Source organism: Micromonospora polyrhachis (assembly GCF_014203835.1).
Classification (GTDB): Bacteria; Actinomycetota; Actinomycetes; order Mycobacteriales; family Micromonosporaceae; genus Micromonospora_H; species Micromonospora_H polyrhachis.
Map to the genome: position 1 here is coordinate 69,125 of NZ_JACHJW010000001.1, position 25,446 is coordinate 94,570.

At 68.9% G+C, this 25,446-nt stretch carries 22 protein-coding genes; 7 read left to right on the plus strand and 15 right to left on the minus strand.

What is annotated here, in order from left to right; genetic code table 11:
• Positions 1–43 precede the first annotated feature (43 nt).
• Complete coding sequence (locus tag FHR38_RS00330; protein WP_312881685.1) at positions 44–2,866, minus strand: AAA family ATPase; 2,823 nt, start codon at positions 2,864–2,866, stop codon at positions 44–46.
• A 60-nt stretch (positions 2,867–2,926) separates the two neighbouring features.
• On the opposite strand from FHR38_RS00330, the gene FHR38_RS00335 reads away from it, so the two are divergent.
• The gene (locus FHR38_RS00335; RefSeq protein WP_184531731.1) at positions 2,927–3,259 is read left to right on the plus strand and encodes a hypothetical protein; all 333 of its coding nucleotides are present in this window, start codon (positions 2,927–2,929) and stop codon (positions 3,257–3,259) included.
• Between the two features lie 96 nt (positions 3,260–3,355).
• Here the strand turns inward: FHR38_RS00335 and FHR38_RS00340 are convergent, their stop codons facing one another.
• The 5 genes from FHR38_RS00340 to FHR38_RS00360 form a co-directional block, all read right to left on the minus strand.
• Entirely contained in the window at positions 3,356–3,961 is a 606-nt protein-coding gene (locus tag FHR38_RS00340; protein ID WP_184531733.1) for a TetR/AcrR family transcriptional regulator, read from the minus strand.
• 53 nt (positions 3,962–4,014) lie between these two features.
• Positions 4,015–5,229, minus strand: coding sequence for an acyl-CoA dehydrogenase family protein (locus tag FHR38_RS00345; RefSeq protein WP_184531735.1), 1,215 nt, complete (start codon positions 5,227–5,229; stop codon positions 4,015–4,017).
• A gap of 76 nt (positions 5,230–5,305) precedes the next feature.
• Positions 5,306–6,343, minus strand: coding sequence for a phosphotransferase family protein (locus FHR38_RS00350; protein ID WP_184531737.1), 1,038 nt, complete (start codon positions 6,341–6,343; stop codon positions 5,306–5,308).
• A complete protein-coding gene (locus FHR38_RS00355; RefSeq protein WP_184531739.1) occupies positions 6,340–7,179 on the minus strand; it encodes an SDR family NAD(P)-dependent oxidoreductase in 840 nt (279 codons plus the stop codon). The genes FHR38_RS00350 and FHR38_RS00355 overlap by 4 nt, the downstream gene beginning before the upstream one ends.
• A complete protein-coding gene (locus tag FHR38_RS00360) occupies positions 7,176–7,961 on the minus strand; it encodes an SDR family oxidoreductase (protein WP_184531741.1) in 786 nt (261 codons plus the stop codon). Before FHR38_RS00360 ends, FHR38_RS00355 begins: the two co-directional genes overlap by 4 nt.
• Before the next feature lie 135 nt (positions 7,962–8,096).
• Here FHR38_RS00360 and FHR38_RS00365 point away from each other — a divergent pair, with 135 nt between their 5' ends.
• On the plus strand, positions 8,097–9,320 hold the full coding sequence (locus FHR38_RS00365) for an acetyl-CoA C-acetyltransferase (RefSeq protein ID WP_184531743.1): 1,224 nt from the start codon (positions 8,097–8,099) through the stop codon (positions 9,318–9,320).
• Between the two features lie 101 nt (positions 9,321–9,421).
• Here the strand turns inward: FHR38_RS00365 and FHR38_RS00370 are convergent, their stop codons facing one another.
• From FHR38_RS00370 to FHR38_RS00405, 8 genes are all read right to left on the minus strand, one after another.
• Positions 9,422–10,702, minus strand: coding sequence for an ABC transporter substrate-binding protein (locus FHR38_RS00370; RefSeq protein WP_184531746.1), 1,281 nt, complete (start codon positions 10,700–10,702; stop codon positions 9,422–9,424).
• Positions 10,703–10,795: 93 nt separating this feature from the next.
• On the minus strand, positions 10,796–11,902 hold the full coding sequence (locus FHR38_RS00375; protein WP_376771363.1) for a branched-chain amino acid ABC transporter permease: 1,107 nt from the start codon (positions 11,900–11,902) through the stop codon (positions 10,796–10,798).
• Positions 11,899–12,777: a branched-chain amino acid ABC transporter permease gene (locus FHR38_RS00380; RefSeq protein ID WP_184531748.1), complete on the minus strand. Its 879-nt coding sequence runs from the start codon at positions 12,775–12,777 to the stop codon at positions 11,899–11,901. Before FHR38_RS00380 ends, FHR38_RS00375 begins: the two co-directional genes overlap by 4 nt.
• A 14-nt stretch (positions 12,778–12,791) precedes the next feature.
• On the minus strand, positions 12,792–13,532 hold the full coding sequence (locus FHR38_RS00385) for an ABC transporter ATP-binding protein (protein WP_184531750.1): 741 nt from the start codon (positions 13,530–13,532) through the stop codon (positions 12,792–12,794).
• Between the two features lie 218 nt (positions 13,533–13,750).
• The gene (locus FHR38_RS00390; RefSeq protein ID WP_184531752.1) at positions 13,751–14,617 is read right to left on the minus strand and encodes an ABC transporter ATP-binding protein; all 867 of its coding nucleotides are present in this window, start codon (positions 14,615–14,617) and stop codon (positions 13,751–13,753) included.
• Positions 14,618–14,771: 154 nt separating this feature from the next.
• Positions 14,772–15,914 carry an acyl-CoA dehydrogenase family protein gene (locus FHR38_RS00395; protein ID WP_184531754.1) on the minus strand — a complete coding sequence of 381 codons (1,143 nt, stop codon included), beginning with the start codon at positions 15,912–15,914 and terminating at the stop codon, positions 14,772–14,774.
• On the minus strand, positions 15,911–17,137 hold the full coding sequence (locus FHR38_RS00400) for an acyl-CoA dehydrogenase family protein (RefSeq protein WP_184531756.1): 1,227 nt from the start codon (positions 17,135–17,137) through the stop codon (positions 15,911–15,913). Before FHR38_RS00400 ends, FHR38_RS00395 begins: the two co-directional genes overlap by 4 nt.
• 184 nt (positions 17,138–17,321) lie before the next feature.
• The gene (locus FHR38_RS00405; protein WP_246446810.1) at positions 17,322–18,155 is read right to left on the minus strand and encodes an alpha/beta hydrolase family protein; all 834 of its coding nucleotides are present in this window, start codon (positions 18,153–18,155) and stop codon (positions 17,322–17,324) included.
• Between the two features lie 441 nt (positions 18,156–18,596).
• On the opposite strand from FHR38_RS00405, the gene FHR38_RS00410 reads away from it, so the two are divergent.
• The 5 genes from FHR38_RS00410 to FHR38_RS00430 all read left to right on the plus strand — a co-directional run bounded on the left by FHR38_RS00410 (position 18,597) and on the right by FHR38_RS00430 (position 23,802).
• Positions 18,597–19,358, plus strand: a complete 762-nt coding sequence (locus FHR38_RS00410; protein WP_184531758.1) for a DeoR/GlpR family DNA-binding transcription regulator — start codon at positions 18,597–18,599, stop codon at positions 19,356–19,358.
• A gap of 74 nt (positions 19,359–19,432) precedes the next feature.
• A complete protein-coding gene (locus FHR38_RS00415; RefSeq protein ID WP_184531760.1) occupies positions 19,433–20,806 on the plus strand; it encodes an ABC transporter substrate-binding protein in 1,374 nt (457 codons plus the stop codon).
• 38 nt (positions 20,807–20,844) lie between these two features.
• The gene (locus FHR38_RS00420; protein WP_184531762.1) at positions 20,845–21,786 is read left to right on the plus strand and encodes a carbohydrate ABC transporter permease; all 942 of its coding nucleotides are present in this window, start codon (positions 20,845–20,847) and stop codon (positions 21,784–21,786) included.
• A gap of 235 nt (positions 21,787–22,021) precedes the next feature.
• Complete coding sequence (locus FHR38_RS00425; protein ID WP_312881687.1) at positions 22,022–22,816, plus strand: carbohydrate ABC transporter permease; 795 nt, start codon at positions 22,022–22,024, stop codon at positions 22,814–22,816.
• Positions 22,813–23,802, plus strand: a complete 990-nt coding sequence (locus tag FHR38_RS00430; RefSeq protein WP_184531764.1) for a zinc-dependent alcohol dehydrogenase family protein — start codon at positions 22,813–22,815, stop codon at positions 23,800–23,802. The genes FHR38_RS00425 and FHR38_RS00430 overlap by 4 nt, the downstream gene beginning before the upstream one ends.
• Positions 23,803–23,939: 137 nt before the next feature.
• Here FHR38_RS00430 and FHR38_RS00435 read toward each other — a convergent pair whose 3' ends face one another.
• Positions 23,940–25,169 carry a trypsin-like serine peptidase gene (locus FHR38_RS00435; protein WP_184531767.1) on the minus strand — a complete coding sequence of 410 codons (1,230 nt, stop codon included), beginning with the start codon at positions 25,167–25,169 and terminating at the stop codon, positions 23,940–23,942.
• Positions 25,170–25,446 lie beyond the last annotated feature (277 nt).

A 25,446-nucleotide genomic window follows, 5' to 3' on the forward strand; every position in this document is an offset into this window, starting at 1 on the left:
GCCGACTCCCCTGGCAACTGCTCACCCCACCGGGGTGCCGTGTTCACCGCAGGACACGGGCCAGCTCCATCCGGGAGCGGAGGCCGAGCCGGTGGAAGATGTTGCGCATGTGATGGTCGATGGTGCGCGGGCTGAGGTGCAGGCGGGCGGCCACCTCCCGGTTGGTCGCTCCCTCCACCACCAGCCGGGCGATCCGCAACTGCTGGGCGGTCAACGTCCGCACATCCACTGTGGGGGCCGGGACGGTCGCACCGGCAGCCCGCAGCTCCGCCATCGCCTGCTGGGTCCAGACCGGGACGCCGAGCCGCTGGAACGTCTCCGCCGCCCGATGGAGATGTTCCCGGGCGGCACGGGGTCGGCGCGAGCGACGCAGTTCCTGGCCGAAGAGGAGTTCGGTACGGGCCCAGTCGAAGTCCGCCCCACCCGCCGCGTGCAGATGTAACGCCTCCCGGAAGTAGTCCTCGGCCACCCCGCCTCCCCGGGGTGCCAGCAGCGCATGACAGCGGGCCGAAACGGCCCGACGACCGGGATTTCCGGTGCCGCTGGCCCAGCGGTCGAAGACTGCCAACGCCCGTACTGCCCGCGCCCGCACCGCCGTCGGGGATCCCGGGGTCAGCCCGGACACCGCCGCTACCGACGGTGCCACCGCTGCGGCGGCACCGCTGTGGGCAACCGCCTCGATCAGGTACGGCGTGGCCATCACCTGTACGACGAGTTGCCCGCTGCCGGTGCCGGGCTGGGCCAGGGAATGCAGTCGGGCAGCGGCGTCCGGGCTGCGGCCGTCGATGAGGTCGAGCACCGCCAGCGCCCACTGGCGTAACGCCCACGGCCGCTGCCGTTCCGGTTGCGTTCCGGCTGGGAACTGGCCGTGCCGCAACGCCCCAGCCCGGTCGCCCCGGATCGCGGCCAGGACCGCGAGCATGCCTCGGTGGTTGTCGGCGCTGTTCTCCTGCCCACTCTCCCAGGCTGCTGTCAAACCTTCCTGGGCTGCTGCCACAGCTGTCGTCCCGGTCGGATCGCACCAGTAGTGGGCGTAACTGAGCAGTTCCAACGCCCTCGGCAGCATCGAGACATCTCCGCTGGCCCGTGCCCGCGCCACCGCCCGGGAAGCAAGGTTGCGGGCCGCGACGTCGTCGGCAGCGAGCAGGCTGGCGACGCTCGCCACGGTGAGCCCGGCCGGATCGGTCGACCGGGTCGCGATGGTGACCGCCCGCCGCAGGTGCGCCGCTGCGGCGTGGTGGTGCCCCTGGAAGGCCGCGGCGGAACCGGCGATGTGCTCCTGGGCCAACAGGACGGCATCCGGGGCGCCGGGCTGGCGTAGCCCGGCCGCCCGACGAGCGATCTCGGCGTACCGGTGGTATTCACCGGAGAAGCTGACCGCCTCCCCGGCCCGCAGCAGTGCCTCCAGGGCCAATTGACGGTCAGTCGGAGCCAATGATTCAGCGGCGGTCAGCAGACAGTCCAGTGCCTCGCCAGCCGCGCCCGCACGCAGTGCCATCTCTCCGCTGAGCAGCCAGGCCCGTCCCTGCACCGCCCGGTCCGTGCCGCCCGCCCGGACCCGGAAGAGCAACCGGTGGGCCCGCTGCGGGTTGCCGGCCAACCAGGCGTAGCGGGCTGCGGTCATCAACCGGTTCGCCGCGTTACCTCGCCCAGCACTGGTACGGGCGTCGCTGAGCTGGGCGGCGCGTTCCAGCGCCGCTGAGGCGGTCGCATAGGTCCCCGTCGGGGCTGCGGCGGCCTGCTCCAGTTCGGTGGCGAGCGGTTCGTCCGGCCCATCGGCGGCAGCGGCCAGGTGCACGGCGCGGCGTAGTCGTTGCTCCGGACCGGTGTCGATGATCCGGGCAAGCAGTAGATGCGCGGTGCGTCGGCGCGCCAGCGGTGCCTGCCGATAGACCAGGGCCCGGAGCAGTTGTGGCGAGAAGTTCACGCCCTGGTCATCGACTCGGATCAGGCCGGCGAGTTCCGCTGGCGCGAGGGCGGAGAGTGCCGTACCGGAGGCAACTGCGGCTCGGACGAGTCCGGGCTGGTCCAGTACGTCGTCGGCGGCGGCGAGCAGGAGCAGCCAGCGGGTCTCGGTGGGGAGCCGGCGCAACCGGTCCCGGTACGACCGGCCGAGCACCCCGTCGAGCGGCAGGGCTGTGGGCAGTGGCTCCTCGCCGTACCGTTGGGCGGGGGTGAGCGCCACGGCCAGGTCGGTGAGGGCCTGCGGGTTGCCCCGCGCGAGCCGGGCCAGGGTGGTGGCCGCGTCGCCTGGCAGGCCGTCGGGGATCAGGTCGGCCAACCGGGCCAGGCTGTCGGCCGGGTCGAGCGGAGTCAGTTGGAGCGCCGGTACGTCGGAGATGGTGGCCGACACCTCGCTGGTGAACAGCATGGCGACCCGGTATGGGCGCAGCCGACGGGCGGCGAAGGCGAGCACGTCGAGCGACGGAGGGTCGGCGGCGGGTACGTCGTCGAGACGGCAGAACAGGGGCTGCTCGGCGCTGGCCGTACCGAGCAGCCCGAGCACCGCCTGGCAGAGGACCAGCTGGTCCGGCTCGGGGCAGCCTTCTCCGGTGAGTGCCCGGGTGAGCACCTGGGTTTGCCGGGTGGGGAGGAGGGGGAGCTGCCCGACGAGCGGTTCGAGGAGCCGGTGCAGTACGGCGTACGGCAGGGTGGCCTCGTCGGGCAGACCTTTGGCGGCGAGGACGGTGAACCCGGCGGGATGGGCGGTGGCCGTCGCGCTGCCCTGATCCAGCAGTGTGGTCTTGCCCAGGCCGAGTTCACCGTGCAGCAGTAGGGCCCCGCCGGTGCCGCTGGCGGCCTCGTCGATCAGGTTGATGATCGCCCGGCATTGCGTGGCCCGTCCACGCAGGCCAGCTTTTTGCACTAATGATGCATCAATCATGCATCGAGTGTTACCTATTGGTGACGAGATCGGAAGGGGGCGATGACTGGGCTCGCGGCCGCGTGGCAGCTGCTCCGCGCCAACCGGCCGGTCACGCTGGCCCTCTTCGAGTCCGCCATGGCGGCCGGGCCGGCCAGCGGGCAGATGTGGCAACGGCTCGTTGCCGATACCGCCATGCTGCGCGACCACCTCGAGTACTCGCGGGATCGCGGAGGGCAGCTGCCGGGTGAGCCGACACTGGTGGCCGCCACGATGGGGGCGGTGCTGGTGACGCTGGCGTACGCACTGCCCACCGACGGGTCAGCCACCCCGGACGACGAGGTGGTCGACACACTTACGCGACTGTTCCTGCACGGGCTCGCTGGACAGGCCTAATCAGACCGATCATGGAGCTTCACCACACCCGGGCATCGAGTTCCACGAACTAGAACGGCACTAGCTGGGTCAACCCGTCCGGGTGGCCCGACTCGCTCAGTCGGATGCGGCGAGCAGCGCCAGGATGGTACGGGTCATCGTCCGACGGGCCTCGTCGACGCCGAGGCCCAGCCCGTCGCGCAGCATCGACCAGGCCGGCCACATGCTCGCCGCAATCAACGCGTTGAGCAGTTGTGTCCGGTCCTGCCCCGCGGCGTCGAGTTCGACGGCGAACAACTCGGTCAGCTCGTTCCGGAGCAACTCGATGTGCTTGGCCCGGTTGCGGCGCAGTTGTGCCGAGGTCGGCTCCCGCAACTGGGCTGCCCGCGCCGAGGGTGCGATCAACTGGAGCAGCCGGGCACGTTGCCGGCAGAAGGCGTCCACCCGCTTGACCAGTGGCAGATTGACCGGGATCGGCTGGTAGGCCGCCTTCTGCTCGGCGAGGACCCGCTCACCGCTGGCCTCGAAGAGGGTCTCCATGTCCTTGAAGTTGGTCCAGAGTGCCCGAAGCGAGACCCCGGCCCGCTCGGCGATCCGCTCGCCGGTCGGCCGCAGATCGCCCTCACCGATCAGCGCCAGGTGCGCGTCGACGATGGCTGTCCGGGTGCGTTCGGCCCGCGCGGTGCGGCCATCCACCCGCACCGGTACGTCGGTGTCGCTCATCGCCTGGTGCTCCCTGCTGACCGTCGGAATGTGCATCAGCAGTGTAGTAGCGATCAGCCGTCCGTTGGCTGGTGCCGGCGGAGTTCGCGCCGAGCCAGGGACCGACGGTGCACCTCGTCCGGACCATCGGCCAGTCGAATGGTCCGGGCCGCCACCCAGAGCCGAGCCAGCGGGGTGTCCTGGCTGACGCCAGCGGCACCGTGCGCCTGGATGGCCCGGTCCACCACCCACTGGGCCATCTCCGGCACCACGATCTTGATTGCCTGGATCTCGGTCCGGGCCCCCTTGTTACCCACCGTGTCCATCAGCCAGGCGGTCTTGAGCGCCAGCAGCCGGGCCTGTTCGATCCGGACCCGGGATTCGGCGATCCAGTCCTGGATCACCCCCTGGTCGGCCAACGGACCGCCGAACGCCTGCCGGTTACTGACCCGACGGCACATCAGTTCCAGGGCTCGTTCGGCCATGCCGATCAGCCGCATGCAGTGGTGGATCCGCCCTGGACCGAGCCGCGCCTGGGCGATGGCGAACCCGGATCCCTCGGTGGAGATCAGGTTCTTCGCCGGAACCCGTACGTCGACGAAGTCGATCTCGGCGTGTCCACCATGGTCGGCGTCGTCGAAGCCGAATGTCTCCATGCCCCGGCGGACGGTGACCCCCGGGGTGTCCCGGGGCACCAGGATCTGGCTCTGTTGCCGGTGCTGGGGCGCATCCGGGTCGGTCTTGCCCATCACAATGAAGATCTGACAGAGCGGGCTCATCGCCCCGGTGATGAACCACTTCCGACCGTTGATCACGTAGTCGTCGCCGTCGCGTTCGATCCGGGTCGCGATGTTGGATGCGTCCGAGGAGGCAACCTCCGGCTCGGTCATCGCGAACGCCGACCGGATCCGCCCGTCGAGCAGCGGCTCCAGCCACTCCTTACGCTGCTCCTCGGTGCCGAACTCCGCCAGCACCTCCATGTTCCCGGTGTCCGGAGCCGCGCAGTTCAACGCCGCCGGTGCCACGCTGGGACTGTGCCCGGTGATCTCCGCGAGCGGGGCGTACTGCAGGTTGGTCAGGCCGGCGCCGTACACGCCAGGCAGGAAGAGGTTCCAGAGCCCGCGACGGCGGGCCTCGGCCCGCAGGTCGTCAAGGATCGGTGGGTGCGACCAGCCCGACTCCCGGGCCTGATCGGCGAAGACCGGCTCGGCCGGGTAGACCCACTCGGTCATGAAGTCGAGCAACTGCGCACGCAGCTCCTCGGTGCGACCGTCGAATTCGAAGTCCATACGCCTACTCGCTCCGCTCGCTCATGCCGTCCACTCGTTTCGCTCGCTCATGCCGCTGCGCCCAGATTTCGCGCACTCATACCGCTGCGTCCAATGTTTCGTGCGCCTGCTGGACCAGTGGAGCTACCTGCGCCCCGATCCGGTCGAAGCCGGGGCCGACCGTCTGACCGTGTACGTACCGGTAGTGCACGCCTTCGAGGATCACCGCGAGCTTGAAGGCGGCGAACGCGACGTACCACCGCATGTTGCTGGTGTCGCGGCCGGAGCGTCGGGCGTAGTGCGCGGTGATCTCGGCGGTGTCGGGATGGCCGGAGACCGCGAGCGCCGAACGCGCCGGGCCGGCGACGGCGAGCATCGGGCGGCCGGCGTAGACCAGCATCAACGCGAGGTCGCTCAGCGGATCACCGAGGGTGGACATCTCCCAGTCGAGCACCGCGCGGATCTCGCCGGCCGGGCCGACCAGCACGTTGTCCAACCGGAAGTCGCCGTGCACGATCGTGCCGTCCGGACAATCGGGTACGGCCGTGGCCAACCGGTCGTGGAGTTGCTCGATCCCGGGTACGTCCCGGCTACGGGAGGCGTCCAGTTGCCGCTTCCAGCGCCGGACCTGCCGGTCGTTGTAACCCTCCACGCGACCGAAGTCGGCCAGCCCGACCCCTGCCGGCCGGACCTCGTGCAGGTCGGCGAGGGTCTCCACCAGGGATAGCACAAGGGCACGCACCCGGTCCGGGCCGAGCTGTTCCAACTCGTCCGGGTCCCGGTGGACCACGCCGTCGACCTGCTCCATCAGGTAGAAGGGGGCACCGAGCACCGCCGGGGCCGAGCAGAACAGCAAGGTCGTCGGCACGGGGAAGCCGACCGGGCCGAGCGCCCTCAGCACGCGAAACTCCCGAGCCATGTCGTGTGCGGTGGCGAGGACATGGCCCAGCGGTGGGCGGCGCAACACCCAGCGAGACGTCCCATCGGTCACCGCATAGGTCAGGTTGGATCGGCCGCCGACCATCAGGTCGGCCCGAAGTTCACCGTCGACCAGGTCCGGGGCGTGCTGGTCGAGGTAGCACCGGAGCCGGTCGAGGTCCAGACCGGGCAGGCTGACTGCGTCTCGCGCGCTCATGACGACTCCCTCTGCGGCGGTGCCGGTGCCGCCTGGGAGCGGGACCGATCCCGCGCTGTCTCGTGTCGCTGCTGCAGGCGGTTCATCGCGCGCAGCCACCGGTCCGGGTCGGCGGCCCGCCGAAGATAGAAGTCTGCCACTTCGGTGTGCGGCAGCACCAGGAACCGGTCGTCGGTCAGCGCCTCCAGCACCGCGTCGGCGACCTCGTCGGCGCTGAGGGCCCCATCGTCGAGCAGTGCGCTGCCCATCGTCCCGGACCGGGCGAGCATCGGAGTCCGTACGCCCTGCGGGCAGAGTGCCTGCACAGTGATGCCCCGGTGTTCGTAGCTGGCCCGAAGCCACTCGGCCAAACTGAGCGCGGCGTGTTTGGTGACCGAGTACGGTGCGTTGCCGAGCATGGTCAGCAGCCCGGCGGCGGAGACGGTGACCAGCAGTCGGCCCTGCCCGTCGGCGAGCCAGTTGGGCAGCAGGGCGCGGGCGGCGTAGACCTGGGAGAGGACGTTGACCTGCCACGCCCGCGCCCACGTCTCGTCCGACGCGTCGAGGCCACCGGCCGGGGCGATGCCGATGTTGGCGCAGAAGAGGTCCAGTGCACCGTATTCGGTCCAGACCCGTTCGACCAGCCGGTCGACGAAGTCGGCGTCTGCGGCGTCACCCGCGATGGCCAGGGCACCGATCCGGGCTGCGACGCGTTCGGCGGCGACCACGTCCAGGTCGTTGACGACGACCCGCGCCCCGGCAGCGACGAAGCGTTCCGCGAGGGCGGCCCCGATACCCGACGCGCCGCCGGTGACCACCACCACCGCGTCGTCGAGGTCGAGCCCGACGGGGGTCATTCGGCGACCCGGCCGGCGATGGTGAGTCCACCGTCGACGATCAGGCTCTGTCCGGTGATCCAGGCGGCGTCCGGGCTGGCGAGGAAGGCGACAGCGGCGGCGACGTCGGCCGGGTCGCCGAGCCGGGCAAGCGGATAACCTGCGGCGACCTCGGATTCCCGCCCGGCGTAGAGGGCGGCGGCGAAGCGGGTCTTCACCACCGCCGGGGCGACCGCGTTGACCCGGATCCGCGGGGCGAGTTCGACGGCGAGCGCGGCGGTCAGTTGGTGCAGTGCGGCCTTGCTGACGCCGTAGAAGGCGATGTTGGCGGCTGGCCGCGACGCCGAGACCGAGGAGATGTTGACTACGGCGGCGTCGCGGTCGCCGAAGCCGGTCGCGCAGGCCTGTTGGACCCAGCCGAGTGCCGCCAGGGTGTTGATCTCCATGATCTTCCGGGCCGCGTCCAGGTCCAGACCGGTGAGCGGCCCGTATACCGGGTTGATGCCGGCATTGTTGACCAGGATGTCGAGTGGGCCGAAGGTCCTGGTCGCCTCGGTGACAGCCCGCGCTCGGTGCTCGGGGTCGTCGGCTGCCCCTGGGACGCCATGGGCCACCGACGGGCCGCCGAGGGCGGTCACCGCCTCGGCGAGCGGCACCGGCTTGCGGCCGGTGATCACCACTCGGGCTCCTTCGTCGACGAACCGCTGGGCAATGGCCAGGCCGATGCCGCGACTGGCACCGGTCACCAGGGCCACCCGACCGGCAAGACGACCAACACACGGTCGCGCAGTTTTTGCAGTCACGGTGCGTATTTTAGGGACGGGTTGTCATGCCCGTCAATCACCGTGAGAAGTACCACCGAGGATTCAATGGACAGCCACGCCACAGTAAGCGCACCCTTAGTGCATATTGATCCTGAAGAGAGGACATCAGGAGCCATGCCCGAAGCTGTCATCGTCGCCGCTACCCGCTCCCCCATCGGCCGCGCCAACAAGGGCTCCCTGACCGACGTACGCCCCGACGATCTCGCGGCGACGATCGTGCGGGCCGCACTGGACGCGGTACCGCAGCTCGATCCACACCAGATCGACGACCTCATGCTCGGCACCGGTCAACCCGCCGGCGAGCAGGGTTACAACCTGGCCCGGGTGGTCGCCACCCTGCTCGGCTTCGACCACCTGCCCGGCACCACGGTCAACCGGTACTGCTCCTCCTCGCTACAGACCACCCGGATGGCGTTCCACGCCATCCGGGCCGGCGAGGGAGACATCTTCGTCTCCGCCGGGGTCGAATCCGTCTCCCGATACGCCCACGGCCGCAGTGACGGGCTACCCGAGACCACCAACCCGCGCTTCGCCACGGCCCGGGATCGCAGCGCACGCCGCGCCAGCGTCCCGGGTGCGGAGTCGTGGCAGGATCCCCGGGAGTACGGCGAGTTGCCCGACGTCTACCTCGCGATGGGACAGACCGCGGAGAACGTCGCTCAGCTCCGAGGCGTGAGTCGGGCCCGGCAGGACGCGTTCGCGGTCCGCTCGCAGAACCGCGCCGAGCAGGCGATCGCCAACGGCTTCTGGGCCCGGGAGATCACCCCGATCTCCCGACCGGACGGCACGGTCGTCACCGCCGACGACGGCCCACGGCCGGGGGTCACCCTGCCGGCGGTGGCCGCACTGAAGCCGGTCTTCCGCCCGGACGGTACGGTGACCGCCGGCAATGCCTGCCCCCTGAACGACGGCGCGGCCGCCCTGGTGATCATGTCCGACGTTCGGGCCCGCGAACTGGGCATCGACCCGCTGGCCCGGATCGTCGCCACCGGGCTCTCCGCCCTCTCTCCGGAGATCATGGGCCTCGGCCCGGTCGAGGCGTCCCGCCGGGCACTGAACCGAGCCGGCATGTCCATATCAGACATCGATCTAGTGGAGATCAACGAAGCGTTCGCGGTGCAGGTGGTGGCAAGCGCGGACGAGTTGGGCGTCGATTTCGACCGGTTGAACGTCAACGGCGGGGCGATCGCCGTCGGCCACCCGTTCGGGATGACCGGCGCCCGGATCACCACCACCCTGCTCAACTCGCTGCACTGGCACGACAAGACGATCGGGCTGGAAACCATGTGCGTCGGCGGCGGCCAGGGCATGGCGATGATCGTCGAGCGACTGGGCTGAGGTAGCAGATCGCCGCACTCATCGACGAGCGACCGGTGACCTGGACCGGGTGCCCTCGGCGGAAACGCGCCGGGGGCACCCGAGCAGCCGTTGCAACCAACTCAGGAGGTCGGGATCCCGTTCGCCGGGGGTGCCGGCGGCGCTTCCGGATACTCGTTGACCGGCCCGCCGGCCGAGTCGGTCTCGTAGGTGGGCCCGAAGTAGTCCTGCTTCCCCTGCTCCACCTTGATCATGCGCATTCCGCCATATCCGGAATGGTTCTCCTTGGAGAACCGGAGCGGAGCCAGACCAGGGCCTTTGAAGCCGCCCCGCTCGATCGCGTCGATCAGGCCCTGCCGGGTCAGGTTCTTGCCGGCGGCAAGCAGCGCCTGTACGAAGAGATAGCCGACCGCCATGCCGTAGACGATGTTGCCGTCGAAGGCAGCACCCCCGTTCCGCTCATCATTGATCTTGCGGAAGAGCGCAGTCCACTGGTCGTCACTGGCTGCCGCCGAGGGAAGGTAGTTGACCCCGAGCATCCCCTCCAGGAGGCCCTTGTTCTCCCCGAGCTGCGCGGCGAGCGTCGGGTAGTCACCGCCCACCCCGGAGACCAGCCACGTCGGCTTGAACCCGAGCCGGGCCGCGGTGCCGATCGCCAGCGAGGTGAAGCCTGGGACGGTGGCCAGTACGACCACCTGGCAACCGCCGGCCTTCAACTCACCGAGCTGCGGGGCCACGTTGGTGTTGCTGGTGACGTAGGTCTTCTTGACCGCCACAGTGGATGCGCCCAATACCTGCTCCACCCCGGCCAGGCTGTCCTCACCGAAATCGTCGCCCTGACCGAAGAAGCAGACCTTCTGACCAGCAAGGTTGCTCTTGATGTAGGTAGCAAGGATCTTGCCCTCGACGGTGTAGTCGGTGTTGAACCCGAAGGTGTACGGGTATCGCGTCGGCGCGTTCCAGGCCCGGCTACCGGAGGCGACGAAGAGATCCGGCACCTTGCTGTTGTTCAGGAAGTCGAGCACACCGCTGTGTGGTGGCGTGCCCAGCCCGTTGAGGATGGCGAAGACCTTGTCCTGCAGGACCAGCTCGCGGACCACCTGCTGGGTGGTGGCCGGGTTGTACCCGTCATCCATGATCTTGTAGTTGATCTTGCGACCGTGGACGCCACCGTTGGCGTTGACGTGGTCGAAGTACGCCTTGGTCGCCGGTGCGATCTTCGAGTAGCCGGCCGAGGCCGGGCCGGTCAGCGGCATGTGCGTGCCGACCAGGATCTCGGTGTCGGTGACGCCGGGGACGTTGCCTCCGGCCGGGCCGCCTTCGTCGCTCCCACAGGCCGCCAGGGCCGTGACCAGTACGGCGGAGGTGGCGATCGCGAGTGCGCGGTGCGCGATGCGCTGCATCGTCCGACCTTTCTCGGTCCGGCGGCGAGCCGCAGGACCGGTGACGAGGGATATGTGGTGGTAGTGGTGGAGCGGGTGCGGTGGCGCATCGGATCACCGCCCGGTCGGCACCCGCCACCGGGCTCCGACGAACCGGCCGACGCGGCGCAGCAGACCCTGCACACCGCCCGGCGCGGCGATCACCACGACGATCAACGTGACTCCGAAGATCGCCAGGGAGAGGTTTCCGTCCAGCCGCTGCGCGACCGCTGCCGACGGATCGGCCAGATCGGTGATCGTGCTGGTCAACGCCGGCAGGGCCACCAGAAGCAGGGCACCCCAGAGCGCGCCGGCCAGGCTGCCGAGCCCACCTATCACGATGGCCATCAGCAGATAGAGCGAGAGGGTCAGGGAGAAGGCACCGGGCGAGACACTCTGCGCCAGCACGGCCAGCAGCCCACCACCGAGTCCGGCACAGCCGGCGCTGACCACGAAGGCCAGGACCTGGGTACGTCCGACGTGGATGCCGGCCAGCCGAGCGGCGACCTCGTCGTCGCGGACCGCCCGAAGGTGACGACCGAACCGGCTGTGGATCAAATTCCCGAGCAGCAGCAGGGTCAGCAGAGCACCGATGATCGCGATCCAGGCCTGCCACCGTTCGTACGGAAAGTAGAGCCCAAGCGACTCCGGTGCCGGCGCCAGATAGACCGACAGCCCCTGCTCGCTGTTGAAGACGCCCCGGAAGGTGGTGGTCAGCGCCGGCACGACAACCGCGACGGCGAGGGTGACCCCGGCCAGGTAGGGGCCGCGGAGCCGGGCGGCGGCGGCACCGATCACCGTGCCGGCGACGACCGTCACCAGCACGCCGAGGGCAAGTGAGAGAAGCAGATATCCCCCGCTGACCCGCCCGGTGTCGGCCAGCGCGTTCTGGGTCAGGGCGACGGTGTACGCACCGGTGGCCATCAACGCACCGTGCCCGAGGGAGAGTTGACCGTTGAGCCCGGTCAACACGGTGAGCCCGGCAGTCGCACAGAGGTAGGCGGCGACAGTCGCCAACTGGTAGTTACGGAACGGCCCCAAGGCCCCGGTAAGCGCGAAGAGCCCGGCTCCGGCCACGACGGCGAAGAGCAGATGCCGCAGCAGGGTGGAGCGAATCAGCGGGTTCGCGTACCGCATCGGCCCTGGCATCGACAACCTGGCCCGCAGCTGGGAAGTGGTCATACCTGCCTCGCTTTGCCGATGGTGAAGAGGCCAGCCGGGCGGAGCAGCAGCACGGCGAGCAGCAGTACCAGGACCGCGAGCGGGGTGATGTCGCTGCCGACGTACCCGCTGACGTAGGAGAGGATCAGACCGACCGCGAGGCCCCCGACTACCGCGCCCGGAGGGCTGTCCAGGCCACCGACCACCGCGGCGGTGAAGGCCGAGACGAAGACCAGGTCCATCGCGTGTGGGTGCAGACCCAACTCGGTCGGGAAGACCAGCAGCCCGGCCAGCGCACCCACCGCAGCGGCGAGCGCCCAGCCGAGGGTGAGCATCCCGGCGACGTTGACGCCGAGTAGCCGGGAGACCTCGGGAGCGAAGGCCGAGGCACGCATCCGCAGGCCAACCGGGGTGTGCGTGAACAGCAGGGCCAGGCCGAGCACCATGACGCCGACCGCGCCGAAGACGAAGAGGTCGTAGCGGGACAGCAGGGCCAGGTCGCCGAGGGTAAGCGGGTCACGGGAGAACGGGGTGGCGACCGGGCGGAACTCGTTGCCGTAGAGCATTCCGAGGACAGCCTGGATGAGCAGGATCAGACCGAGCGCGACGATGACCGCGTTCAGCGGGGCCCGGTGGTCGACGAACCGCATCACCCCCCGTTCGACGATCGCACCGAGAAGCAGCCCACCGCCGAGGGCGGCGAGGAAACCGAGCCAGTACGACCCGGTCGCGGCGGTGACGCTGTACGCGACGTAGCCGGTGGCGACCGCCATCGCCCCCTGGGCGAAGTTGACCACCCGGGCGGCCCGCCAGATCAGCACCAGGGCGAGCGCGAAGGCGGCGTAGACCGCGCCCCGGCTGAGCCCGTCGACGGTGAGGAAGAGGAAGCGTTCCATCGGTGTGGCCCTTCCTAGAAGCCCAGGTACGCGTGTCGTAGGTCTTCGTCGTCGTGGAGCCGGGCGGCATCGGCGGTGACCACCACCCGACCGAGCGAGAGGACGACACCGGTGTCCGCGACGGAGAGCGCGCTGCGTACGTTCTGTTCCACCAGGAGCACGGTCAGACCGCTGCGGTCACGTAGGTCCCGCAGCAACGCCATGATCTGACCGGTGACTCGCGGCGCGAGGCCGAGCGAGGGTTCGTCGAGCAGCAGCAGTTTGGGCCGGGCGACCAGGGCCCGTCCCAGGGCCAGCATCTGCCGCTCGCCGCCGGATAGCTGATGACCGTTGGCCCGTCGCCGCCGAGCCAGCGGTTCGAAGAGTTGGTAGACCTCGTCGAGGGCACGTTTCGCGTCGGCCCGGTCGCGGCGCCAGAGCCCGCCGAGGCGCAGGTTCTCCTCGACGGTCAGCTCGGTGACCACGCCCCGGCCTTCGGGGACGTGGGCCATCCCCCGGCGGACCAGTCGCTCGACCGGCGTACCACCGATCTCCTCGCCGGCGAGCATGATCCGGCCGCTGGTGGGGGGAACAAGCCCGGAAAGGGCACGCAGCAAAGTGGTCTTTCCGGCACCGTTGGCACCGAGCACGGCGGTGATGGTGCCGGCGGGGATCGTCAGGTCGATGCCGTGCAGCACCGGTGCGGCACCGTATCCGGCGGTCACGCCCTGCACCTGGAGCAGCGGAATATCAGTCGCCTCGCTCCGCTCGCTCATGCCGCCGCCTCGCACCGCTCACCGTCGGCATGAGCCAACCCTGAGCCACCGATTCGCTCGCTCCGCTCACTCATGCCGTCGCCTCGCACCGCTCACCGTCGGCATGAGCCAACCCTGAGCCACCGATTCGCTCGCTCCGCTCGCTCATGCCGCCGCCTCGCACCGCTCACCGTCGGCATGAGCCAACCCTGAGCCACCGATTCGCTCGCTCCGCTCGCTCATGCCGCCGCCTCCGCGCTGGTGTGCTCGATGTCGTCGACGCCGAGGTACGCCTCGGCGACGGCCGGGTCGTCGCGGATCTGCTCCGGAGTACCGGTGGCGATGACGCGGCCGAAGTCGAGCACCACGATCTGGTCGCAGACCGACATCACCAGGTCCATGTGGTGCTCGACCAGGAGCACCGAGCAGGGCTCGTCTCCTCCGGCCCCACCGGCCCCACCCACCCGATCCGCGCGTCGGGGCAGGTTGACGATGAGTTCACCGAGTTCGGTGATCTCCTCTACGCCGAGGCCACCGGCCGGCTCGTCGAGGAGGAGCAGCTGCGGCCGGGCTGCCAGGGCTCGGGCCAGGGCGACCCGTTTGCGCACCCCGTACGGGAGGGTCGCTGGCGACGCGTCGGCGTGCTCGGCGATGCCGAGTTCGTCGAGCAGGCCGAGCGCCTCGGCGCGCAGCCGGCGCTCGTCGCGGTCGCTGCGGCCGAGGCCGAACAGGGCGGACAGGAAGCCGGCTCGGGCGGAGTTGGTGGCACCGGCCATCACGTTCTCGGCGACGGTGAGGCCGGTGAAGAGTCCGACGCCCTGCAGGGTGCGGGCGATGCCGAGTCGGGTGAGCTGATCAGGCCGGGGACGCAGTGGTCGCCCGTCCAGGGTCAGCGATCCGGTGGCGGGGCGGACGAAGCCGCAGATCACGTTGAAGAGGGTGGTCTTGCCGGCACCGTTCGGCCCGATGACGCCGACGACCTGGCCGGGTGACACCCGCAGGGAGACGTCGTCGAGGGCGACGAGGCCGCCGAAGCGTACTCCGATGCCGTCCAGTATCAGGCCCCCGCCGGGGACCGGCTGTGTCGTCGCTGCGGTTCCGGCCATCGGCCCTCCTTCACACAGCTCGTGCACCGTTCGCGGCGCAGACCGCGACCTCGCCTCGGTAAACTATTTGCACTCCCACTGCTATTTACACTGGGAGTGTACTTTTCAAGCGCCCTTCGTCAATACCTCGTTACGAACCGGTGACCTCTCCGGATCAGGCCGGTGGCAGATCGACCAGTCCGGCCAACGCACTCCGGTGCCGGTCAGCCGCGCCAAAGGCGACCGCCGCCGTCCGGGCCCGCTTCAGATAGAGGTGGGCGGGGTGTTCCCAGGTGAACCCGATCCCGCCGTACAACTGCACGCACTCCTCCGCGAGGCGTACCGCGATCGGGCCGCAATGCGCCTGGGCCAGCGCCGCCGCCACCTGCGCCTCCGTACTCGGACCCGCGCTCGGATCCGCGTCGGCAAGCACCCCGACGGCGTACCGGCTCACCGCCCTGGCCTGGGTGACCTCGACCCAGGCATCGGCGAGCCGGTGCTTGAGCGCCTGGAACGCGCCGATCGGCCGCCCGAACTGGTATCGGCTCTTCAGCTGGTCGACAGCCGCCTCCAGACACCACTGGGCAAGGCCGTACTGCTCGGCGGCGAGCAGCACCGCACCGGCGGTCAACCCCCAGTGCAGTGCGGCGCCCGCCGGTCGTCCGGCCGCGATCCGGTACGCGGGCGCGGCGTCGAAGGTGAGGTCGACCAAGGGCCTGGTCTGATCCAGCGAGACCACCGGTGACCGGCTGACCCCGACGGCGGTGGCCTCGACGATCCAGAGTTCGTCCCGGGTCGGGACCAGCAGCAGATCGGCGGTGGCGGCATCGGCGACGCCGGGCACCGTACCGGTGAGCCGGTGCTCGTCGGCCCGGACACCGACCCCGCCAGCGATTCCCGGATGGCTGCCCGTTGCTGCGGGACGGACGCCACTCGGCCCCGGCGGGGTGTCGATCGGCACCACCAGTGCCGCCCGGCGCGACCCGTCAGCGAGCTGCGTCAGCCAACGCTGCGCAGTGCAGGCAAGCAGGGTCTGGGTAGCCACCACCGCACTGGCCAGATACGGCACGGGGGCCACCGTTCGCCCCAACTCCTCGCAGACGATCGCGTTCTCCCGCAGCCCGGCACCGCCCCCGCCGAGGCGTTCGGGGACCGCCAGTCCGGCCAGCCCCATCTCGGTGGCGAGCAGTGACCAGAGCGCCGGGTCCGGGTCGGGGTTGGCCAGCACCGTCGGCCATGGACAACGCGCGGCGAGCATCGCCCGTACGTTGTCGCGAAGCTCTCCCTCCACCTCGCTGTAGCGCAGGTCGACGCTCATCGGGGCAGGTCCTTCCAGGCGGTGTGCCGGTCGGCACGGGGCTCGGCGGGCAGGCCGAGGACGCGCTCGGCGATGATGTTGCGCAGGATCTCGGAAGTGCCGCCCTCGATGGAGTTGCCCCGGGCCCGCAGGTAGCGGTAGCCCGGCGTACGACCGAGCATGTCGACCCGGTCCGGGCGCCGCAGGCTCCAGTCGTCGTAGCGCAGCCCGTCCGCGCCAAGCAGTTCGAGTTCCAGACTGGAGGCCGCCTGGGTGAGGGTGGCATACGCGAGCTTCACCACCGACCCTTCCGGACCGGGATCACCGGCGGCCAACTGTTGTCGCACCAACATCCCGGTCAACCGGACCGCCTCGGCCCGGACCCAGAGGCGGAGCAGTTCGTCGTGCAGGCCCGGGGTACGCCGGTCCGGCCGGTGTCGCCAGGCCTCGGCGAGTACGCCGATCATGCCGCCTTCGCGCGGCATCGGCCGGCCGCCAATGGTGATCCGCTCGTTCATCAACGTGGTCCGGGCCACCTGCCAGCCCTGGCCGACCTCGCCGAGGCGCAGTTCGTCGGAGAGTCGTACGTCGGTCAGGAAGACCTCGTTGAACTCGGCCTCGCCGGTCAGCTGGCGCAGCGGTCGAACCTCCACGCCGGGGGCGGTCATGTCACAGACGAAGTAGCTCAACCCCTGATGTTTGGGCAGATCCGGGTCGGTACGCACGAGCAGCAGCCCCCAGCGGGCCTGATGCGCCAGCGAGGTCCAGACCTTCTGCCCATTGATGATCCAGCTGGCAGCGTGGGCGGTATTCCCGCCGTCGGCATCGGCACCGTCGCCGCCGTCAGGCTCGCGGACCGCGCGGGTGGCCACCCCGGCGAGGTCGGAGCCGGCGCCGGGCTCGCTGAAGAGCTGGCACCAGATCTCCTCCCCGGTCCAGAGCGGACGCAGGAGTCGCTTCCGGAGGGCAGGGGTGCCGTATCGGAGGATGGTGGGCGCTGCCATGCCGAGGCCGATCCCGTTACGGTGCGGCGAGTTGTCGGGGGCACCGGCTGCGGCAAACGCCTCGTTGACCAGGGGCTGTAGCTCGCGGAGTGCGTCGAGGCCACCGAGGCCGACCGGGTAGTGGACCCAGGCCAGGCCGGCATCGAACCGGGCTCGGAGGAATTGGGTACGGTCGATCACCTCGGGGTCGTGCCCGGCCAGGAACTCAGCAACCAGGCTGGACAACCGGTCCTCCCACACGCCTACCTCCCGCGAAATAGTTGCACTGTCGGTGCAATATAGGCCGCCCGTCGTGCCGCGTCCAGCGCCCGGCACGACCGACCGGCGGGAGGAGAATGCTCCCGCCGGTCGGTCGTCATCAGGTCGTTGCCGGCACCAGCGTGGTCACCGCCGGGAGCCGGCGGGCGTCACTTCACGCCGCCCATCAGGTCGGGCAGGTGTTGCGATATTCCTCGATCGCCGAGCCGCCTGGACCCGGGCAGAGGAACTGCGAATAGCGGGTGTCGTTGTCCACGAATCGCTTCAACCAGGAGATCATCTGCTTGGCCATGGGTGTGTTCGAGGTCTGTGGGAAGAAATGGCTGGCGTTGTTCAACTCCAGGTACGCCTTCTCCGGCGCTGCCGAGATGCTGTTGTAGAAGGGCTCGGAGTGGGTAGCGACCGCCGCCACGCTGTCCGACTCGCCACCGATGATCAGCGTCGGCACCTGCAAGCTGGACCAGCTCTTGGTGGTGTGCCACGGTGCCAGCGGAATGGCCGCCTTCAGCGCAGGACGGGTTCGTGCCGCTTCCAGCGTGCCGCCGCCACCCATCGAGTGACCGGCGACCGCCAGCCGGGAGGCGTCCACTCGGCTCCGCACAGAGCTGCGGTTGACCAGGTAGTCGAGAGCAGCGAGCAACTGCCGCCCCCGGCTGTCCGGCTGGTCCAGGGTCGTGTTGGTCTCGATGCCGAAGACCACGAAACCGTGCGAGGCCAGCCGAGGCCCGAGCCAGTCCAGACTCGACCAGTACGCGGTGAAGCCAGGTGAGATGGCGACCGCGCCGAACGTACCGTCGCTGGTGGTGGTCGGGTAGTAGATCACGCCGCCGCCGAAACCGGTGACGACCAACGAGGAGACGTTGGTCGACGAGGTCGCGTACGGACCACGGGCCGCTTCGACGCTGGAGTCGGTCGGGTCCGGGCCCCGCTCGTACGGGTTGTCGGCGGCCTGTGCCGCCGGCCCGACAACGACCGCGCTGACGACCAGACCGGTGGCCATGGCCAGGCCGAGCAGGGCCCGCATCGGGCGGCGGGGCCGGGTGGGACTGGTGGTTGCTGACACGTCTGTACTCCCTCCGCGAGGAGTTATATCGACGTTCAACAGTTTCTGGCCTGGGATCGGCTGCCCGCATCGGCGAAACCACCGGCCTCTGACCGAAGCACACCCCCGGCGATCATCCGCACTCGGGCGCACATCCGTCAGGTCGGGCAGTACGGTGCCCGGTGCGGGCGGCAGACGGGCAACCCACCCACGTATCTGGTCATGCACCGTGGCACGCTATGTCCGAAAAGCAGCGACATACCCGCCGAAAACCGCGCGCCCGCTCGGGCAAATCCGGGCTCGACTTTCACGGATGCGAGTCGGACCACCCTGCTTCGGCGGTGTTACAAATTCAGGACAGATATTCACGATCCTCAGCGGCCGCAGAGGAGGTGTCAGGTGAGCGCAGCGGGACGGCAGCATCGGATTCTGGCGCTGGCCAGGCACCAGGGCGAGGTGAGCGTCGCCAAGCTCGCCGTCGACCTGGTTGTCTCGCCGGAGACCATCCGCCGCGACCTGCGCCAACTCGAACACCACGGGCTGGTTCGGCGTACCCATGGCGGGGCGCACCCGGTCGAGACCGCACAGTTCGAAACCAGCCTCGCGGCCCGGACGAGTCGGCGGGTACCGGAAAAGCGGCGGATCGCCGCAGCCGCCGTCGGGTTGCTGGGTGACGCCGAGACTGTCTTCATCGACGAGGGGTTCACCCCACAGTTGATCGCGGAGGCGCTGCCGATCGACCGGTCGCTCACCGTGGTGACCGCATCGCTGAACACCGCCGCAGCGCTGTCCGCCTCCACCGCGGCCACCGTACTGCTGCTCGGTGGCCGGGTGCGTGGCCACACCCTGGCCGCCGTCGGCCACTGGACCACCCAGATGCTGGATGGCTTCGTCCTGGACCTCGCCTTCATCGGGGCCAACGGCATCTCCCGGGAGCATGGCCTCACCACACCCGACCCCGCCGTCGCCGACGTCAAAGCCCAAGCGATGCGGGTCGCCCGCCGTAAGGTGTTCGTCGGCGTGCACACGAAGTTCGGCGTGAGCAGCTTCTGCCGGTTCGCCGACGTTGCCGACGTCGAAACGATCGTCACCGACTCGGGCCTGTCGGCTACCGAGGCACATCGCTATTCGCTGCTCGGCCCGGTGGTCCTGCGCACCTGAGCCCCCTCCGCCTGAACTCCAGGGCCCGAAAACACAAGCTCTACACCTATTACGCCCGCTATTGGAGGTTTACCATGCCTGTTTCCAGAAATACTCGGCGGGCCGCACCCGTGCTGGCAGCCGCCACTACCGCAGCGTTGCTGTTGACCGGCTGCTCTGGAGCTGGTGGGTCCGGCTCGGGAGACTCCGACGACGGCAAAATCATCACGGTGCTGATGGTGGGCAACCCGCAGATGGAGGACATCGCCAAGCTGACGGAGGAGCACTTCACGAAAACCACCGGGATAACGGTGAAGTTCACGATCCTGCCCGAGAACGAACTGCGGGACAAGGTGACCCAGGACGTCGCCACCCGGGGTGGCCAGTACGACGTGGCGACCATCGGCGCGTACGAGGCACCGATCTGGGCAAAGAACGGCTGGCTACACGAACTGGACAGTTTTACCGCCAGGGACCCGGAGTACGACGCGGACGACCTGCTCGATCCGATCGTAAAGTCGCTCTCCGGCGAGGACGGAAAGCTCTACGCGGCACCGTTCTATGGCGAGTCCTCGTTCCTGATGTACAACAAGGAGCTCTTCGCCGCCAAGGGCCTGACCATGCCGGAGCGCCCCACCTGGCAGCAGGTAGCCGACTTCGCCGCCAAGCTGGACGACGATGCCACGGGAACCGCCGGGATCTGCCTGCGCGGGCTGCCCGGCTGGGGTGAGCTGTTCGCTCCGCTGACCACCGTGGTCAACACCTTCGGCGGCACCTGGTTCGAGAAGGACTGGACGCCAAAGGTGAATTCTCCGGAGTTCACCGAGGCGGTCAAGTTCTACGTCGACCTGCTCCGCACACACGGCCAGGCCGGAGCGTCCCAGGCCGGCTATACCGAGTGCCTCAACCTGTTCGGCCAGGGCAAGGCCGCGATGTGGTACGACGCCACCGCTGCCGCCGGCACCCTGGAGGACACCTCCGCCAGCGCCGTGGCCGGCAAGGTCGGCTATGTGCACGCGCCCGTGACGAAGACGAAGACCTCCGGCTGGCTGTGGGCCTGGGCCTGGGCGATGCCGACCACCACCAAGCAGGCCGACGCGGCCTGGGAGTTCATTTCCTGGGCGACCAGCAAGGAGTACGAGAAGCTGGTCGGTGAGAAGCTCGGCTGGTCCCGCCTACCGGCCGGTAAGCGCACCTCGACCTACGCGATCCCGCAGTACCAGCAGTCGGCCAAGGCCTTTGCCGAAGTGACGCTGCGGTCCATCGAAGAGGCCGACCCGCAGAACCCGGGCGTGCAGCCACGGCCGGCCGTCGGTGTCCAGTTCGTAGGCATCCCGGAGTTCGCCGACCTCGGTACGAAGGTCTCCCAGGAGGTTGCCGCCGCGATAGCTGGCGGCACCACCGTGGAAAAGGCCCTCGCCAACGGGCAGAAACTCGCCGAAGAGGTCGCCAAGAAGTACCGGAAGTAGCCGAGCGGACGAGTGCCGTCGACGGAGGTACAGGCCAGATGACGCAAGTACTGACCGCGGATGCCCAGGCCACATCGCGCCGACCACGATCGGGCGGACCGGTCCCGGGTAGCGCCCGGGACCGATGGTCCCGACGAGGGCCACTGCTTCCCGCGCTGATCTTCGCGATCGTGGTGACCCAGGTGCCGTTCCTGGTCACGCTCTACCTTTCGACGCAGGGCTGGAACGCGCTACGCCCCGGCGAGCGCCGCTTCGTCGGACTGGACAACTACGGGACCGTACTCACCGACGGTCGGCTACGCGCCGCGCTGGTCAACACGGTGGTGCTGACCGCCAGCGCCGTGCTGCTGTCCGTACTGCTGGGGCTTGGCCTGGCCATTCTGCTGGACCGGAAGTTCCCTGGCCGGGGCATCGTGCGGACGCTGCTGATCACGCCGTTCCTGGTGATGCCGATGGCCGCCGCGCTGCTCTGGAAGCACGCCATCTACAACCCGGCGTACGGCCTGGTCAACGGCGTGTTGGGCGGCGAGACGGACTGGGTGTCGCAGTATCCGATGACTGCCGTGGTGGCTGCGCTGGTCTGGCAGTGGACTCCGTTCATGATGCTGATCATCCTGGCCGGGTTGCAGGCCCAGTCCACCGAGACGTTGGAGGCGGCCCGGGTCGACGGGGCGGGGCCTGGGCAGACCTTCACCCGGATCACCCTGCCGCACCTGCGGCCGTACCTCGAACTGGGTGCCCTACTCGGGTCGATCTACCTGGTGCAGACCTTCGACGCGGTCTTCACCATCACCCAGGGCGGCCCCGGTACGGCGACCACCAACCTCCCGTACGAGATCTACCTGACCACGTTCCGCAAGTTCGAGTACGGCGAGGCAGCGGCGGCCGGCGTCGTCGTGGTGATCGCCACCATGGTGGTCGCCACCTTCGCACTGAGGGTGCTCTCCGGCCTGTTCCGAATGGAGGAGTCGTCCCGGTGAGCGCGAGGAGTGAGCCGATCTTGCGAGCCCCGCAGCCGCGAACGAAAAGCGGCCCGGTGAGCGCGAGGAGTGAGCCGATCTTGCGAGCCCCGCAGCCGCGAACGAAAGGTCAAATCGAGTGAGCGCGAGGAGTGAGCCGATCTTGCGAGCCCCGCGAGCCCCGCGAGTCCCGCGAGTCCCGCGAGCCCAGCGAGTCCCACGAGCCCCGAGTCTCGCCCGGCGTCGGGGTGGGCAGGTGGTCTGGACGTCTGCTGCCTGGCTGGCCGGACTGGTCTTCTTCCTTCCGGTCCTCTGGATGGTGCTGACCGGCTTCAAACGGGAGGTCGATGCGGCCAGCAACCCGCCGAGCTGGTTGTTCAGCCCGACGCTGGACGGCTATCGACAGGTGTTCGACCGGGACATCGTGCCTTACCTGCTCAACTCGCTGATGGCCAGTGGCTTCGCCACCATCCTGGTGCTGCTGCTGGCGATGCCGGCCGCGTACGCGTTGTCACTGCGCCCGGTGGAGAAGTGGCGGGATGTGCTGTTCTTCTTCATCAGCACCAAGATGCTGCCGGCGGTCGCCGCGCTGTTGCCCATCTACCTGGTCGTGCAGCAACTGGGCATGTTGGACAACATCTGGACGATGGTCCTGCTCTACACCGCGATGAACCTACCGCTGGCGATCTGGATGATGCGGTCGTTTCTCCTGGAGGTGCCCCGGGAGGTGATCGAGGCGGCGGCCATGGACGGTGCCGGACTGCTGACGACCATCCGGCGGGTGATCCTGCCGATGGTCTCGCCCGGGGTCGCCGCGACCGCGTTGATCTGCTTCATCTTCAGTTGGAATGAGTTCTTCTTCGCGGTCAATCTGACCGCGACCCGGGCCGGTACCGCGCCGATCTTCCTGGTCGGCTTCATCTCCTCCGAAGGGTTGTTCCTGGCCCGACTCTGCGCCGCCGCCACGCTCGTGTCCCTGCCGGTGGTGCTGGCCGGCTGGCTGGCGCAGAACAAGCTCGTGCGAGGTCTATCGATGGGAGCAGTCAAGTGAAAGCCGCCGTTATCGTGCAGCCCGGCGAGGTCTCGCTGGAGTCCGTACCCGATCCGACCCCGGGGCCTCGCGACGTGGTGGTACGGGTCGCGGGCTGCGGTATCTGCGGCACCGACCTGCACATCATGGATGGCGAGTTCGCTCCCACCTTTCCGATCGTCCCTGGGCACGAGTTCGCCGGCGAGGTGGTCGAGGTCGGCCGGGACGTGACCGACGTACGGGTCGGCGACCAGGTGGCGGTGGACCCGTCGCTGCACTGCGGTGAGTGCTACTACTGCCGGCGAGCCCGGGGCAATCTCTGCGAGAACTGGAACGCGATCGGCGTCACCCGCTCCGGTGGTGCCGCCGAGTTCGCCCTCGCACCAGCGAAGAACTGTTTCCGGCTGCCGGAGGGCATCAACTTGGTCGACGCGGCACTGATCGAACCGCTCTCCTGCGCGGTGCGCGGCTTCGACGTACTGCCGCGCCGACTCGGCGACCACTACCTCATCTACGGTGCCGGCACGATGGGGTTGATGATGATGGAACTGGCCAAGCGCGCCGGTGCCGCGAGCATATCCATGGTGGACGTCAACGTGGAACGACTGTCGACGGCCGATCTGCTGGGCTGTTCGGCGGCGGTGGGCTCGGCCGACGAGTTGACCGCGCCGCGCGGCTGGGACGTCGTCATCGACTGCACCGGGGTGGAGGCGGCGATCACCGACGGGCTGGGTCGGGTCGGGCGCGGGGGAACCTTCCTCCAGTTCGGCGTCGCCGAGTACGCCGCCCGGGCCACCATCGAGCCGTACAGGATCTACAACCAGGAGATCACGATCACCGGGTCGATGGCGGTACTGCACAGTTTCGAGCGCGCCGGGGAGTTGTTTGCCGCCGGGATACTCCAGCCGGGGGTACTCATCAGTCACCGGTTCCCGTTGGCCTCGTACGCCGAGGCGCTGACGCAGTTCCGGGCCGGCGTCGGCCGCAAGATCCAAATCACCGCCTGACTCAACTCGCCGGTCGAGTTCGACCAGTCGGGCGATAGCAGCAGCAGTGGCGAGGGCTTGGAGCGCCAGCGTTGATTGTGGCCGGACGGGCGCCAGCCGCCGGAGCGCCTTCCGCGCTCCGGCGGCACTGACGTCTGTCAGCCGTTGTCGATCAGGCTGCTGATCTCGTTGTAGATGAGGTGGGCCTTGGCACCCTGGTTCGACGGACAGCCGCCGAGGTGGTGCAGGGCAATCACCCGGTGACTGCCGTTCAGCACCGGTGAGCCCGAGTTACCACCCGAGGTGTCACAGCTGTAGCTGATGTTATAGGTGTTGTAGTTGGCGTTCTTCACGGTGCACAGCGTGCCGCCCTGGGTGTCTTCGTAGATCGACAGCCGCTTCGGGCTGCCGTCGCCGTGACCCGGGATGTACATCCGCGTGCCGGTGGTGGTGGCGGTCGTCGCCAGGTACAGCGTGCCGAATCCCTGGATGCTGGCGAAGTTGTTCACCGAGTACAGGGTGTAGTCCAGCTGGCTGGACCCGCCGGTGCTCACCTTGTACAGCGTGGCACCGCTGACCTTGGTGCCCGCGCCCGGGTTGTTGCCACCGCAGGTGGCGCACTGGTAGTTGAACTGCATCTCGCTGCCGCTGACCTGGGCCTGGGTGGAGAAGCAGTGCTTGTTGGTCAGCATCCGGTTGGTGTTGCCGACCCGCCAGGTGGTGCACATCCCGCCACCGCTGATCAGCAGCCGGGCCACGGCGTTGCCCTTGGCGAACTCGGTGGGGTGGCTGCTCTGGTAGCACACCACGTCGCGGCGGGCGTCGGTGCTGCAGACCGACTGCGTGGAGAAGTTGTGCTGGCTGATCTCCGCCTTGTCGTAGCCGCGCCAGAGCCGGTCGATGGTCGCGGCTGTCCCACCCCAGCGGCGGCTGCTGTGCAGCGTCACCACCGCCGTGTCGCCGTCCACCGACATGGCCCAGAAGCCCGACTGTCCGTCGGTGGTGTAGTCGGACCCGGTCGACCGGCTCATCAAACCGTCGTACCGGTAGCTCTCCCGACCGTCCTGGCCGGACACGGTGACGTAGTCACCATTAGCCAGTCGCAGCGCGCTGAAGTGCACCTTCACGTAGGTCGCGCCGGGGTGCCGGATGATTTGCGTACGGCCGTCGCGAGCGTACGTCAGTGAGCTGTCGACCGTACGGAGTTCACCGACCGTGGTGACGCCCTCCGCCGAGAACTGCTCCGACTCGGGTGCCCGCTCGGACTGCGGCGCGAGCGGCTGATCCGATTCCGCCGCGACGGCGGGCGCTGACACCAGGCTCAGCCCGAGCGTGCAGGCGGCGAGCGCGACTGCCGCCGTTCGTAGGCGGCGTCGGGATTGGTTCATCGTCGCTCCTCCCCAAGCGGGCGGCACTGCGCCGCCCTTTCAGCCTTCATACACGACTCAATCGATACATACAAGATTATCAATATTGAACCCCGGCGACAGTTGCCCCACCGCAACTACCACATCCGAACAAAACCTTCAGGATGCGCAGGTATCGTCGTCAGAATCTTTCGCGTGGCATCGACATTCGTTATAGTCTCGGCCATGATCCAACCGCAGACCACCTGCGCTCTGCCTGCGGCGGCGGCCAGAACCGCGTCGCTGCCACGGCGTCCGC